Genomic DNA, 14,290 nt, shown 5'->3' with positions numbered 1-14,290 from the left:
CCGTTTTTTTACTTACCGGATGAGAAAACCGGGGCTGTTGGGACAGTAAAAAATCACCCCCATCTGCAAGGCAGAACCCCCATAAAATACAAAAAATAAGTGAGCGCCAGCATATCCGCACTTCCCCCCGGGCTGATACGTTCCTGCACAAAATATGCATCCAGTTTTGGGATTACGGCAAGCTGTTCCTCATAAGAAGCACATTCCAGAAAACGTGCCAGTTCTGCCTGTATCTTACCTGCCGTATCATAGCCGGAACGGGTGATCAGATTGGAATCTTCTGTATCTGCCATGTAGTGCAGAAGCACGATACACCCCGCTTCATTCATGGTATAACCATGGGCCAGCACCTGTTTAAAAAGAGGATATCCCATATGAAAAAGTGTAGGAAAACCAAGATGGGCCTCCCCGCGGATTCCGGTAATGCCATATCGCATATACAGGCGCTCCCCGTGACTCACATCTTTGGACGGCCGGGATGTACAGAGCATCTTATAATCATCCAGAAGGTGGACCAGCATATGCTTGACAGTGGTTTCCAAGTCCTGAAATGCCTCCGCCGGTTTTGCATATTTGGTACAGCCGTTCAGCCGGCAGGACCCGCCTAACCCACGGGACGCCATATCATACCCCAGGGCACAGCAGAGAATCCCGCCTGAGAAGATCATGCCTTTATGGGTATTGACCCCTCCTGTTGCCTGCCTCATAGCGGTTTCTGCAGCCATGCCAAGCGGACGGACAGAGGCAAACAGTTCCGGCAGTTCATCCTGACTTCCCCCATCCAGCGCAAACTCCATACCCCGGCGGGCCGTCTCGATAAAATAAGAAGTAAGTGCATAGGCACTGTCCCGGAAGGTATACCGGTCCATATCTGTGTGGGCCCCATTATGTACAAGGTCCACCAGGCCCGGTTTCAAAGTTGTGTTTACCTCATAAAAAAGTGCTTTCTGCATCAGCAGTCCCACATGGACGGAAAAACGCTCCGCAAAAAAATCCCTGATAAGAGCAGTTTCCCGTTCCACCAGTTCCTGTGCCGTATGCGTACGGGAGCGTCCGCACAGAAAAGCCGGATTATCACAGAGAAGACAGGTGCGCCCCGCATAACCGAGGGATTCCCTGGACACCTTAATGCCGTCAGACTGAAGTACATCAATGTCAAACAGACGTCCCACAGGATGTGTCTCCTCCAGTTCCGTGAGATATTCTTTACAGATATGCGCAATTCCCGGTTCCTTTTTTACGGAAAAGAAAGCCTCATATCCTGTGTTCTCCCGGACTTCCCGGAAGCCTGTGATATGTGCTTCCAGCCACATAAGGCATTCCCGGATGGCCGCAAGGCCAGCTTCGTAGGCCAGGATCGTATAGGGAAAGACTTTGACCGGGCCTACAATATTCAGGGTGAAGCTGATAAGCGCAGCCCCGTCCCCCTCTAAATCGCTCAACATTTCATTTTGTATGGCTGCCCGCTGTTCTCTGGCATCCAGCACCTGCTGCAGGGTGATGGCAGTACCTGTGCATAAATCTGTATGGTTCATGATTGTCTCTCCAATAGTTGTTTTCTAAGTGCAGTTCCCGCATCTGATACCAGATAGCAATAAGTCGTGTCAGGCACCAGGGAGCGCACAGACTCCATATCCCCTGCCAGAAACTTTTCTCGCACAAGGGTTGCGCTGATGACCGTATTCCCGGATGTCTTCCGGGGAATCTCCACCACTTCGATGCCATAGGCGGGAAGGGTTTGCTTCATCTGTTCATTATATGCCCTGGTGACCAGGGAAAACGGCTCCTCACCCACAAAACGCTTTACAATATGAAAGGCCTTCCGGAAATAGTCACCGAAAATTTTCAGATCCAGTTCTGCAGCCTTGTCCGAGGCCCCGGTCTTATCCTTCAGAAAGTAATCGGGAAAGGTGGCATGGGATATGAGATATTCGGAACTGCCGTGGACGATCACATTTTTAAGGTCTTGACAGCCCTCCTTAACGAGACGGAGCCTGACGTCAGCAGGAAATTCTGAGGCGTCGGCGGAGAGCACAAAGACATGCAGCAATTCACATGCCTTTGCAGCCGTTTCCGTCAGATACCGGTGTCCAAAGGTAAAGGGATTGGCGTTCATGACAATGGCCCCAGCCTCTTGGGCCTGTGGAGCAGGGCAGCGGGCCAGTTCTTCCTCCAGATAAAGAGAAATGCCGTCCTTTCGGTTCTCCAGCAGGAGCATGGAATCTGTCCCGGTTATGGGATAAAAGCCCATATCACCAAATATGACCTGATATTCCGGTTTCGTAAATAAAAACAAGTGGGAGATGCCACAGCCGTAAGCCTGCTTGATAAGCTGTGTGACAATTCCAGGCAGAAGCCCTTCCCCCTGATAAGAGGCGTCTACTGCAATGCATTTTAAGATATTTTCATGTCTGGAACCACAGCCTATGATCTCTCCGTCCTCTCTGCACAGAAGGACAGAATAGACAATCTCTGCGTCATAGGTCAGGCCGCTTTTTTCCAGAAACTCTTCCATTTTCTTTCGTTTCCGTCCCCGGAAAGGAAATCCCTCCTCCAGGTAACTGTTCGTCAGTTCCATAAGTAAATCCTCCTGTCTGTTACCCATTATTTAAGAAAAAACGTTTTACGTCAAGAGATTCTTGGAAATTAGACAAAAAACCAGAAGAATTTCAACGGTTTTTCAACGGAAATGATATACAATAGTCTCATCAGACAGAGGACAGACAAAAAAACGCACAAAGAAGTGTTGTAGATAAAAGGTAACTATTCAGTAGGTCGGCGCATCCACTGCGCTGACCGTAAGAGCCTGTAACTGTGAGGGTACTGAACAGTTACGATAAAAGAAAAAAGCAGGAGAGGATGAATAGAATGCTGCTCAGATGTATGATTAACGGAGAACAGGTGGAGAAGGAGACAGAGCCGACGAAACGTCTGCTCGATTTTCTGCGTGAGGACTGCGGGCTGACAGGCGTGAAAGAGGGCTGCAGCGAAGGCGAGTGCGGTGCCTGTACGGTACTGCTGGATAAAAAAGCTGTGACAAGCTGTACAGTTTTCGCTGGACAGGTCATGGACCGGGAGATCACCACCATTGAGGGACTGGAGAAAAACGGCGAGCTGGATGCGTTGCAGGAGGCGTTTATCAAGATGGGGGCTGTTCAGTGCGGTTTCTGCACACCGGGTATGATATTGTCCTGTAAGGCTCTGCTCTATGAAAATCCCCATCCCACAGTGGAGGAGATAAAGAGAGCGATTGAGGGAAACTTGTGCCGCTGTACAGGATATGAGAAAATCGTGAAGGCAGTCAATGCCGTGGGAGAGGGGGAGATCAAGTGAGTTTCCACATGCCGCATAATTTGGATGAGCTGGCTGCTGCCCTGAGAGAAAAAGACGAAAACACTTATCTCTGCGCAGGGGGGACAGATCTTGTCATCCATTTGAGAAAAGAGAAAATTTTTCATTATTCTTTGATTGACCTGACGCATCTGCCGGAATTGTCCCAGATTACAGAGACAGAGGATATGGTTATCATCGGCGCAGGCGTCACCATGACAGAGCTGGAGCAAAGTCCTGTTATCAGAACATGGATACCGGCTCTTGCAAAAGCCGCTTCCATGGTAGGTTCCACTCAGATCCGGAACCGGGCAACCCTGGGGGGGAATATAGCCAACGCGTCCCAGAGTTCAGACACCACACCGGTGCTCCTGGCTTATGGCGCAGAAGCGGAGATCCTGGATGAGAGCGGGACAGTGACAAGGCGTCTGACAGATGATTTTGTGGAAGGCCTGGAGAAGACCAGCCTTGGAGAGAGAGAAGTTATCCTGAAGTTTGTGGTCAGGAAACAAAAGGCTCTGTCAGGTTTTGCAAAAGTGGGTGCCAGAAAAGCAGTTACTATATCAAAGATCAATGGCTGTATCTGCACAGAGATCAAAGAAGGGTGTATGATACATCCTGTAGTATACCTGGGGGCAGTCGGCGCAAAAGCAAGCCGTGCCCGTCTGATAGAGGAGTGCCTGGAAGGCAGCATGCTTTCCGGCTGTGATGAGGAAAAAGTGCGGGACGCCGTGTATGCGCAGATTGAGGAAAACATCCCCGGCAGGCCCTCAAAGCACTATAAAAAATCAGCCGCTTTCGGGGTCATTGACCAGATTCTGGATGACCTTCGCAGGGCAGAAGAGGAGGCGGGCAGATGAGGGAAGAAAAGAAACGTGATTTAAAATATGTAGGAAAGAGCTACATCCGGGAGGATGTGTACGACAAGGCCAGAGGAAAGACGCAGTATACCTGTGACAGGCAGATCGCCGGCATGCTTTATGCCAGGCTGGTTCTGAGTGAGAAGGCAAATGCTGATATTACGGTTCATACGGAAAAGGCAAAGCAGGTGCCCGGTATCCGGGCGGTTTTTACCCACGCCAATGTCCCGAAAATAACCTATAACCCTCATAACTGGTCAGCCTGTCTGGATGCCCCTATGGACCAGTATATTTTAAGCGGGAAGGCCCGGTATGTGGGAGACCATCTGGCGCTTGTAGTTGGGGAATCCAAGGAGGCCGTGGATGAGGCGGTCAGCCTTGTGGAGATTGATTATGACGAAGCAGCTCCCATCATAGGTCTTGCTGCTGCCAGAGAAACAGACGGTATGCTGGCTTTTGAAAAAGAAGTGAGCTGCGGGGATTACGGGGCGCTTACCGGGGACGGGAAAGAGTCGGAGGAACTGGTGGTTATCCGCACAGAGGGCAGTACCCAGAAAATCCATCATAGCGCCATTGAACCCCATATTGCACTGAGTGAAATCGACGAAAGCGGGAATCTGGTACTCTGGACACCCTGTCAGACCGTATATCAGGTCAGATACCACATCAGCCATCTGCTGGGAATCCCTTATTCCAGGGTGCGGGTCATCAAGGCTGTGATGGGCGGTTCCTTCGGAGGAAAAGGCCAGACTGTGGTGGAGCCGGCCTGCGCATTTGCCACATGGATTCTGAGACGTCCGGTCATGCTGTATATGGACAGACAGGACGCAGTCATGGGAACCAGAAGCAGAAACGCGTCCGAAACCTGTGTAAAAACTGCAGTTACCAGAGACGGTATCATCAGGGGCCGCAGAATTGATACAGATATTGACGGCGGCGCCTATTACACCAACGCGTCAGCCATCGCTATGGCATACTGTAAAAAGCTGTTCCGTATGTACCGGATCGAGAATCAGACTTGTCATGTGCGGACTTACTATACCAATACCATTTCCGGCGGTGCCTGCCGGGGATACGGTTCTCCCCAGGCCCACGCCGTCACAGAGGTGAATCTGGACCAGACAGCCAATGCCATTGGCATGGATCCCTGTGAATTCCGCCTGAAAAATTTTGCGCATCCCATGGATGATGACCCTACAGGGGGGACGAATCTGGGAAATGTGAGAATAGAGGAATGTATCAGAAAAGGCAGGGAGGCATTTTCCTGGAAGGAAAAGAGAGAACATATTCACGAGAAGGATACAAAACGCTATGCTTACGGAGTAGGGATGGCCTGCGGTGCCCATGGAAACGGCTATAAAGGAGCATATCCGGAATTTACAAATGTGATCATGTCCCTTCATCCGGATGGAGCTGTGGAAGTACAAATAGGAATTCACGACCAGGGCTGCGGAACGGTCATGACCATGCAGCAGATCGCAGCAGAGGCGCTTCACATGGATGTGTACCGCATCAAAGTGCATGAGGCAGATACGTTTGTCACTCCTTATGACGCAGCCGGAACACAGGCGAGCCGGGTGACTTATGTATGCGGGCGTGCGGTGCAGAAGGCTGGGGAACAGCTTCTGGACAAACTGAAAAATGCATGTGTACAGATGTATCACTGGAAGAAGGATAACATAAAGGCCCATGATGGTATCCTCTACTGTGAGGAGGAGGAAAAGTCCTATAAGCAGATAGCTCTTGATTATGAGAGGCAGTGCTGCCGCTACATGCACACAGAGCTGGAATACGTGCCGCCGTCCAATCCGGGTTCCTACTGCTGTGCCTTTGCTGAGGTGAAAGTGGATAAATACACGGGACAAACTGAAGTGCTGGACCTGCTCTGTGTTCACGATGTGGGCCAGGTCATGAACCGGACACTCTCTGAAGGCCAGGTAGAAGGCGGTGCCCAGATGAGCCTTGGGCAGGCATTGTTTGAAGAGATTTCCTATGATGCTAAGGGAAGGGTAAAGACCAAAAACTTCTCCAAGTATCACATCATCAATGCACCGGATATGCCAAAGGTGCGTTCCATCTTTGTGGAGGACGGGGAACCGGATGGTCCCTACGGAGGGAAAAGCCTGGGGGAGATCGCAGCGGTGGCACCTGCGCCCGCAGTGGCAAATGCCATCAACTATGCGCTGGGAAGCTGTTTTGCAAGCTACCCCATCACACCGGAGAAGGTAGTGGCATATCTGGAAGAGAAACGTAAGGAGGGCAATTAACATGCAGGAGAAGGTAATTCGGCTGACGGGAAGTGAGCTGACGATTTCCCAGATAAAAGAAATCGCGTTTGAAAATGCAAAAGTGGAAGTGGATGCTGAGGCTATGGCAAAAGTGCAGAAAGCCAGAGAGCTGATTTTTGAGCTGGACAGACGCGGTATTGCAGTCTATGGTCTGAACACAGGCGTGGGCTGGAACAAAGATAAAGTGGTGTATGCTGACCGGTATGACGCGTACAATAAAAATCTGCTGAGAAGCCACATGATCGGTGTGGGGCCGGAGTGCAGTATCCCGGAGACCAGAACCATTATGGCTGTGCGGTTAAATGGGTTTCTCTGCGGACATACAGGGGTGGCTCCTGAGATAGTGGAGTATTATGTTGAATTTTTAAACAGGGGTGTGCATCCGGTCATAAAGAGCCGGGGTAGCGTGGGGGAAGCGGATATAGCAACCCTCCCGGCCATTGGCCTCACCGCTATCGGGGAAGGCGAGGCCTATTATCAAAGTCAGCGTATGGAAAGTGCAAAAGCGCTGGAACTTTCGGGCCTGAAACCTCTGAAGCTGGGACCAAAGGACGGCTTGGGCATTGTCTCCTCCAATGCCCAGGGAGCCGCTTTCGCAGCCATGGGAGTCATTGAGGCGGAACAGTTCATTGAGCGTTACAGAAAGGTATTCTGCCTGGCGCTTGAAGGGCTGAACGGCGTGCTTGACCCTATGGACGAAAGTGTAAACCGGGAACGCGGTTATCAGGGCCAGATGGAGTCAGCCAGAAAGTGCAGAGAGCTTTTAAAAGGCAGCTATCTTGAGAAACCCTGGGAGGGAAGAGCCCTTCAGGATCCGCTGAGTTTCCGGTGTCAGAGCGCCATAACGGGTTCTGTGATGGATGCCCTGGCCTATCTGAAGCAGCAGCTTAAAGTGGAGTTAAATGCCACGGATGACAATCCCTGTCTGCTTCCGGAGGAGGACAGGATGTGCGGAAGCCCTAATTTTGAGCCGCTGACCTGGGTTCTGGCAGTGGAGATGGCAAGCACGGGACTGGCTCATATGTCAAAAATGATATCCCAGCAGATCCTCAGGATCGGCGACCCGGGATTTACAAAGCTGAACCGTTTCCTGACACCTGCTGAGGGGGCTGTCATAGCATACGGAACCATACAGAAGACGGTGTCATATCTGGATACAGAGAACCGTATGTATGCAAATCCGTGTTCCCTTGACTTCCTTAGTATGGCAGGCCATATTGAGGATACAGCCAGCAATGCAACCATGGCTGCAGCAAATATGCGGAAAATCATAGATAACCTGTATTATATGGCTGCCATTGAGCTGATGCATGCAGCACAGGCCGTGGATTTAAGAGAAATACCACAGCTTGGAGAGGGGACAAGGCCTCTGTTTGAATCATACCGTAAAGAGGTTCCGTATCTGGACAATGACAGGAACATGTCAGTGGATATCCAGAAGACGTACGACTTCCTGAAGAGTCTGTAACGTACGGAAAAAAGCGGCTATGGAGGCCGGAACGCTGCAGAATGGTAGATTTGTGTAAAGTGCAGTAAAGCGGCGGGAAACCGTCCGCATTACATAGGCGGCTGCCCTGTTCGATACAGGGCGGCTGCGGGAAAAATTATATTACCAGGAGGTATTCTATGAGTGGAGAAAAGAAGCAACAAAAAGCTGTCCGGTGGAGTGTATTTATACCGGCATTCGCCATCATCGGCGGCGGCGCACTTCTGGGAATCCTGAAAAATGACTGGCTGACCAAGGTCTGCTCGGCTATTTTTGGATGGTCCCTGAAAAGTTTTGGATGGCTGTATCAGTTGGTAGCTATTTTCTGTCTGGTTGTGGTTATGATCCTTACATTTTCCAAACTGGGCAAGGTCAGATTCGGAGGGCGAAATGCGAAAGCGAAGCACTCCTTTGGTTCATGGTTCGCCATGACGCTGACAGGCGGTATCGCTACAGGATGTATCGTGTACGGTGCCAATGAGGTTATGATTTATTACGGCAGTATTTACGGGGAACTGGGAGGCTACGGCATAGAGCCGCTGACCCAGGAGGCTGCCATGTTTGGTATGGGACGTGTGTTCTATAACTGGACCTTTATCCCTTATGCAATGTACTCCATCGTTGGATGTGCAATGGCTTACATTTATTTCAACAAGAAGGAAGAACTGTCCGTGGCAGCTTCCCTGACTCCTCTGTTTGGACAGAGAGTCAAATACGGTGTGATAAGAAGTGTCATAGACGTGGTTTCTATTGTGGCTCTGGCCCTGGGACTTTCCAGTAACCTGGGTATGGGACTTGCACTGATCGGTTCAGGTCTTGAGGCGGCTTATGGCATCAAACAGGGACCTGTTGTGTGGTTTACCCTGTTTGTCATTATAACAGCTACCTTTACCATTGCGTCTGTGGCAGGTCTTGATAAAGGTATTAAGTGGCTGGCAAACGGAACCTCCAAGATTTTCTATGTGCTGCTTGCATTTCTGCTCATTGCAGGACCGACGGTGTACATACTGAATATGATGAATACAGGTATCGGATATTGGGGCGACCACTTCCTTTCCTGGGGACTTGACCCCGGTATTGTGGGCGGTGAGGCACTTGTTACCTGGTGGACCATGTTTGACTGGGCGTGCTGGATCGCATATGCACCGCTTATGGCTATCTTCTTTGCCATGATTTCTTACGGAAGGACCATCCGCCAGTTTATGATCGTAAACTGGATCATGCCGTCTACCTTTGGTCTGATCTGGTTCTCTGTATGGAGCGGAACAGCACTTAACTGGCAGGATATCGGAAAGGCGGATTTGATCGGGGCCATACAGAACGGCATTGCGGTGTCCGGTCTGTGGGAGCTGCTGAAAAAGATGCCCATCAGCTTTATCCTCATTCCTCTTATTATGATCACCATGATCGCGGCATTCTCAACTACGGCGGATACCATGTCCACCACCATCTCCCAGATTTGTACGGAGGGTTCCAGCTACGATGAGGAACCTGCAAACTGGCAGAAAATCGTGTGGGGCGTTTCCATTGGTATTATTTCCGTCATTATGGTAATCTTCGGCGGCGGACAGCAGGGCGTGGAAGGTGTGAAATACTTGTCCGGTGTGGGCGGATTCTGCGTACTGCCCATATTCCTGCTGCAGCTTGCAGCTACCTTTAAAGTCTTCTTCATTGATAAGATCATTGAGGATGTGGATGATGTGGTAGATGTGGAGCCTAAGGTGATTGCGGAACTGTAACAGTTCAGACCGCTGAACTGTTACATGCATCCAGCCATTAAAATCGCTTCGCGATGGGCTGGATGTTAACTGCCACCACGTATTCTTACGGTCAGCGCAGTGAAAGCGCAGACCTGTTTGACCTGTTACGAGGAATCGGAAAAAGCCTGATCTCAGTTTTTACTGCTGCTTTACAGAAAAGAGTTTTTGCAGTATAGTTAATTGTATAGGATGGATGCCCGGAACTTGCTTCGGGTATCCGCATAAGGCATAGGAGTAGTGAGCGTATGAAAAAAGAACCGGAAAGAGTGGAGATGGATCTCCAGAAAATATTTTTGACACCACCGAACACCATGAAGGAGAAGATAACGCTGGTGATCATAATGGTAGTGGTATTTGTGATGTTTTTCGGGCCGGTTACATTTACGGAAATATCTCCCGTTAAAGGGATTATTTTATCAACATTTCCCGCCCTTTCCATTTCCTGGGGCTGGATGGTGCTTTTAAGAAGCCTGTTTCGGAAGAGGGAATTCTGTAAGGACCCTGAGCCGAGGGCGAAGAAAGGGGAAAAACGTCATGAGTGCCAGTATCACTGTAAGAAACGCTGAGCAGTATCAGACTTCTGTCTGGTCAGGAGGAACCACAACACAGCTCTTTATCTATCCGGAGGATGGGGATTACAGGGAAGGCAGCTTTCAGGCACGCATCAGCAGTGCCACAGTGGAACTTCAGAAATCCAGTTTCACAAGCCTGCCCGGAGTAAAACGCTATCTGATGACCCTGAAAGGGCATCTGGATATGATTCACGGTGTCAACACCAAAGCGGAGCTGGAGCCATATGAGGTTGATTGCTTTGACGGAGGCGTGCCCACAGTCAGCTACGGGAAAGTGACAGACTTTAACCTGATGCTGAAAAACGGTGCGGAGGGCAGGATGGAGGCAGCTATACTGGAGGCCGGGGAATCCTGCGTGATAAATCCGGAGGGCGTCTTTAATCTTCTGGCTGTTTATGTGGGAGAAGGATGCATCCGCGTTTCGGAACATACGGTGAAAGAGGGCGAACTGCTTCTGTGTGAAAACTGGGAGGAAGCGCTTGCCGTGCAGAGTACAGGCGATACCGCCGCAAAACTGGGTATCTGTAAAATTAAGACAGCAGAATAAAATTTTCTGGCAGCAAGGCCGCCGCTTTGGTAAATTTCCAAAGCAGCAGCCTTTTTTCTTTACTTTATGTGGGATTTTGTATAGAATGGAGTGCAGAGAAGGCCGTTTTTTGTTACGATTTAGGGCCATTATACCGAGGCAGCCAGCGCGATATGGAGCAGAATGCTCCGTATCTGTGTATCGCGAAGCGTGTTACTGTTTACAGAACTGTGTTTTGCAGGGCTGTGGACAGTAACCGCTTTTTCGGAAAGGAGAAAAATTGTGTCAACAGTTCAGATATATGTGTTACAGACACCGCAGATTTTGCTGGATGAGGAACAGATCATCCTGCCTTATAAGAAGGCAGAAGCACTTCTGTACTATATGGCCATCGAGAAAAAAGCCACAAGGGATCAGATCGCAGCGCTTTTGTGGGATTCCTGCGATGAGGCAACTGCTAAGAAGAATCTGCGCCATGCCCTGTACACCATCCGCAAAATATTTCATACAGATCTTGTATCTTCACCCACAAGACAGACATTGGAGCTGAATCCGGAGCTTACTTTTCTTGTGGATTATGATGCATTTATGGAAGAGAGAGAACCAAAACTCTATCAGGTGGAGCTTCTGGGAGGATTTTATATAAAAAACGCTTACCCTTATGAAGAGTGGCTGACCATGAAGAGGGGACTGGCAAAAGAAGCATTTTTGCGTGCTATTTATGACAAAATGCAGAGCGCAGCCGGTCTGTCCGTGGCTGAGGGGGAGACGTTGTTTGAGCGTTATGTACAGGAGGACCCTTTAGATGAGCGGGTGTATCTGCGCATGATGGAGATCTATGAAAGTGCGCATCTTTACTATAAAGGGATCCGTCTGTACCAGCAGCTTGTGAATTTGCTGAATACAGAGCTTCGGGTAGCACCCCGCAGGGAAATACGGGAGCTTTACCGCAATCTTCTCCATGTCTGGTCTGAGGAGGGGGAGAAGGAGGTGGAACAATCAGGGGAAGTCTGTACGGGAAGGGAGCGGGAACTGCAGCTTCTCCAGGCTTCTTACCGGCAGTTCTTGTCCGGTGTCCCTACATCCGTGCTCCTTTCAGGCAAAAGCGGTGTGGGCAAAACCTATCTGGCGGAACGTTTCCTGGAAGAGATCACAGGGGAAAATACAATTGTCTTAAGGGCTGCCTGTCTGGAAAACGAACAGAATATTGTACTGCAGCCCTGGAATACCATAATGATGCAGGTGAATTCTCTTCTGAAAAAGCATGATTTTGCCCTGGATCATAAATACCTGCAGGCGGCAGAGCACCTGTTTCCACTTTTTAATACCAAACAAATGAAGGAGCCGGTCATGGGGGATACCACCATATCCTACAGTTACCGGGCCACCAGAAACCTGCTCTTAAAGCTTTTTGAAGAGATCGGGGAGCAGGCGCTGGTGGTACTGTTTTTTGACAACATCCAGTATATGGATGAGACAAGCCTGGAATTTTTCTCTCTGTTAATTCGGGCAAAGAACCCTAACATTATGGTGCTTGCCACCAGTCCCTGTATTTTCACGCAGACTTTAAGGACAGCCCTCAAACCGCTTCTGAAAGAGAGCTGTCTGCAGGAGATCACTCTGTTTCCCTTCACCAGAGAAGCGGTAAGAAAGATTCTGGCGGAAAGACTGGGGGAGGAGCGGGTCAGCGAAGAACTTTTGGACACGGTTTACGGTGAGACATCGGGAAATGCCCTTTATCTGAGGACACTGCTGGACTGCTGCGGAGATGGAAGGCTGGAGGCCGGAGATATTACTCCCCTGAATCAGGTTTGGGAGCAGAAAATGGCCGCACTGCCCAAAAAGACAAAGCAAGTGCTGGAGCTTATATCCTCCTGCCAGGCATGGGCGGATATGGATGCCTGTATGCAGATCCTAAAATGCGACGAGATGGGGATTCTGGATGCTGTGGAGGAACTGAAGGAGCAGGGATTTATCAGGGAGCAGCAGGAGGGGGAGACGGTGCGTTTCTTTTTCTGCCATGACAGTATACAGAAATTTATACATACCAAAATGTCCCCCTCAAAACGCCGGGTATTTCACAGAAAACTGGCGGAATATATTGAGGGACTGCCGCTTTATGAGGCAAACAGATATGAGAGGCTGATTTTTCACTATAACCTCTGTGGCGACAGAGAGAAAGCGTTGGTGTACAGGATTCGGGCGCTGACGGAATACTCTTACAGGTACTATGAGCTTTACCCGCTCTTTCCCGTTTCCGGGAAAAAGGAAATGCAGATGGATTCCGTATTAGATTACTGCAGACAGCTGGAGGAAGAGCTTTTGGAGCTGTGCCGGAGAAACCCGGAGAAAGAGTCCTATCTGAAACTGCATGTAAGTCTTATGCAGGCCACAGCCCAGTATTGTATCCCCCAGGGATATTACAGGGAAGGGGCTGAATGTATTGAAAAGGCATTGAAGACCAATGTTCTTGCAGGAGATGACCCCAGAGAGAAAATCAGATGCCTGCGTTTTCTCATATACCAGCAGATCAATCTGTGGGATATGGAGCCCACAGAGGAGTATCTGAAGGAAAGTCTGATCCTGGCGGAGAAAAACGGATTGCAGGAGGATTATGCCATAACCTGCCGGCTCTATGGGCTGTACCTGTCCATGAAGGGCAGATTTTGGGAGAGCATGGAGTTTCTGAAAAAGTCTTTGGGATTTTTCATGAATGCACCGCTGAAATCCAGGATTTATGCCCTGAATATTGCCGCGTGTTATAATTACATGGGAGAGATCCTGCGAAAGCAGAAGCATTTTCTGGAGGCCAATGCGTATTACAAAGAGGCAGTGGCTACCTGTGACAGCAATCACTGTCCCTGTAATGCCACGTTTTATTCCAATATTGCGCGTTCTTACCTGGCCATGGGGAAGACAAGGCAGAGTACGGAGGCACTTTACCGGGCAGACCGTGTGTATGAGGAGTCCTTTACGCTGATCGGCCGTTCCATAACCAAGGGATATCTGGCAGTTTTGGAGGCGGAAAAGGGAAATAAAGAGGGAGCTGTAAGGTATCTGGAGGATGCCCGGAAAAGTGCACGGCAGTTTGCATCCCCCTATGCCATAGGACTTCTGGCATTGACAGAGGCGGAGCTGCTGGTGCGCTTTCCGGAAGAGTTTCGGGAGATACTCACAGAACCGGTGGATGTGTATAAAGACATGGCGAAGCGCTGCCTGAAGGAAATACCCGGGGCATATGAAATAGAGTGGCTGGAGGATATTTAAAATTCCCTCTGTATTTTACGGGCCTTGTTGTGAAAAATTACGGTTTCATACGTGGCTTTGGACGAAATTAAGCTAAAAATAGTTGATACTTCACAAATTTTTAATAGTTTCTGCCGTTTCTTCGACGCTTTCTTGACTAACTGTATGATAAAGTCTATATAAACATTAGATGAAATAAACAGGAAAAGGAGAAGATGAGAG

General features: G+C 49.6%; 10 protein-coding genes. 8 read left to right on the top strand and 2 right to left on the bottom strand.

The window, feature by feature from the left end; genetic code table 11:
• Window positions 1-53 precede the first annotated feature (53 nt).
• Both citX and citC read right to left on the bottom strand, forming a co-directional pair.
• A complete protein-coding gene (gene citX / locus A4V09_RS10745; RefSeq protein WP_065542348.1) occupies window positions 54-1,535 on the bottom strand; it encodes a citrate lyase holo-[acyl-carrier protein] synthase in 1,482 nt (493 codons plus the stop codon).
• Window positions 1,532-2,578, bottom strand: coding sequence for a [citrate (pro-3S)-lyase] ligase (gene citC, locus A4V09_RS10740; protein WP_065542347.1), 1,047 nt, complete (start codon window positions 2,576-2,578; stop codon window positions 1,532-1,534). The genes citX and citC overlap by 4 nt, the downstream gene beginning before the upstream one ends.
• A 290-nt stretch (window positions 2,579-2,868) precedes the next feature.
• Here citC and A4V09_RS10735 point away from each other — a divergent pair, with 290 nt between their 5' ends.
• The 8 genes from A4V09_RS10735 to A4V09_RS10700 all read left to right on the top strand — a co-directional run bounded on the left by A4V09_RS10735 (window position 2,869) and on the right by A4V09_RS10700 (window position 14,089).
• Window positions 2,869-3,333: a (2Fe-2S)-binding protein gene (locus tag A4V09_RS10735; RefSeq protein WP_065542346.1), complete on the top strand. Its 465-nt coding sequence runs from the start codon at window positions 2,869-2,871 to the stop codon at window positions 3,331-3,333.
• Window positions 3,330-4,190: an FAD binding domain-containing protein gene (locus tag A4V09_RS10730; protein WP_065542345.1), complete on the top strand. Its 861-nt coding sequence runs from the start codon at window positions 3,330-3,332 to the stop codon at window positions 4,188-4,190. Before A4V09_RS10735 ends, A4V09_RS10730 begins: the two co-directional genes overlap by 4 nt.
• The gene (locus tag A4V09_RS10725; protein ID WP_065542344.1) at window positions 4,187-6,457 is read left to right on the top strand and encodes a xanthine dehydrogenase family protein molybdopterin-binding subunit; all 2,271 of its coding nucleotides are present in this window, start codon (window positions 4,187-4,189) and stop codon (window positions 6,455-6,457) included. Before A4V09_RS10730 ends, A4V09_RS10725 begins: the two co-directional genes overlap by 4 nt.
• A gap of 1 nt (window position 6,458) precedes the next feature.
• Window positions 6,459-7,946 carry an HAL/PAL/TAL family ammonia-lyase gene (locus A4V09_RS10720; RefSeq protein ID WP_065542343.1) on the top strand — a complete coding sequence of 496 codons (1,488 nt, stop codon included), beginning with the start codon at window positions 6,459-6,461 and terminating at the stop codon, window positions 7,944-7,946.
• Between the two features lie 158 nt (window positions 7,947-8,104).
• Window positions 8,105-9,703, top strand: coding sequence for a BCCT family transporter (locus A4V09_RS10715; RefSeq protein ID WP_065542342.1), 1,599 nt, complete (start codon window positions 8,105-8,107; stop codon window positions 9,701-9,703).
• Window positions 9,704-9,969: 266 nt separating this feature from the next.
• Window positions 9,970-10,290, top strand: coding sequence for a hypothetical protein (locus A4V09_RS10710; protein ID WP_065542341.1), 321 nt, complete (start codon window positions 9,970-9,972; stop codon window positions 10,288-10,290).
• On the top strand, window positions 10,259-10,843 hold the full coding sequence (locus A4V09_RS10705) for a HutD/Ves family protein (protein ID WP_065542340.1): 585 nt from the start codon (window positions 10,259-10,261) through the stop codon (window positions 10,841-10,843). The genes A4V09_RS10710 and A4V09_RS10705 overlap by 32 nt, the downstream gene beginning before the upstream one ends.
• Before the next feature lie 261 nt (window positions 10,844-11,104).
• Window positions 11,105-14,089: an ATP-binding protein gene (locus A4V09_RS10700; protein ID WP_065544730.1), complete on the top strand. Its 2,985-nt coding sequence runs from the start codon at window positions 11,105-11,107 to the stop codon at window positions 14,087-14,089.
• The last annotated feature ends 201 nt before the right edge of the window (window positions 14,090-14,290 follow it).

This window comes from Blautia pseudococcoides (assembly GCF_001689125.2).
GTDB lineage: Bacteria > Bacillota > Clostridia > Lachnospirales > Lachnospiraceae > Blautia > Blautia pseudococcoides.
This window is presented reverse-complemented; position numbering and strand designations above follow the sequence as displayed.

What these genes read in the sequence shown, in the direction of transcription:
- citX (WP_065542348.1), bottom strand. Translation starts at nt 1,535, where the DNA reads ATGAACCATACAGATTTATGCACAGGTACTGCCATCACCCTGCAGCAG.
- citC (WP_065542347.1), bottom strand. Translation starts at nt 2,578, where the DNA reads ATGGAACTGACGAACAGTTACCTGGAGGAGGGATTTCCTTTCCGGGGA.
- A4V09_RS10735 (WP_065542346.1), top strand. Translation starts at nt 2,869, where the DNA reads ATGCTGCTCAGATGTATGATTAACGGAGAACAGGTGGAGAAGGAGACA.
- A4V09_RS10725 (WP_065542344.1), top strand. Translation starts at nt 4,187, where the DNA reads ATGAGGGAAGAAAAGAAACGTGATTTAAAATATGTAGGAAAGAGCTAC.
- A4V09_RS10720 (WP_065542343.1), top strand. Translation starts at nt 6,459, where the DNA reads ATGCAGGAGAAGGTAATTCGGCTGACGGGAAGTGAGCTGACGATTTCC.
- A4V09_RS10715 (WP_065542342.1), top strand. Translation starts at nt 8,105, where the DNA reads ATGAGTGGAGAAAAGAAGCAACAAAAAGCTGTCCGGTGGAGTGTATTT.
- A4V09_RS10710 (WP_065542341.1), top strand. Translation starts at nt 9,970, where the DNA reads ATGAAAAAAGAACCGGAAAGAGTGGAGATGGATCTCCAGAAAATATTT.
- A4V09_RS10705 (WP_065542340.1), top strand. Translation starts at nt 10,259, where the DNA reads ATGAGTGCCAGTATCACTGTAAGAAACGCTGAGCAGTATCAGACTTCT.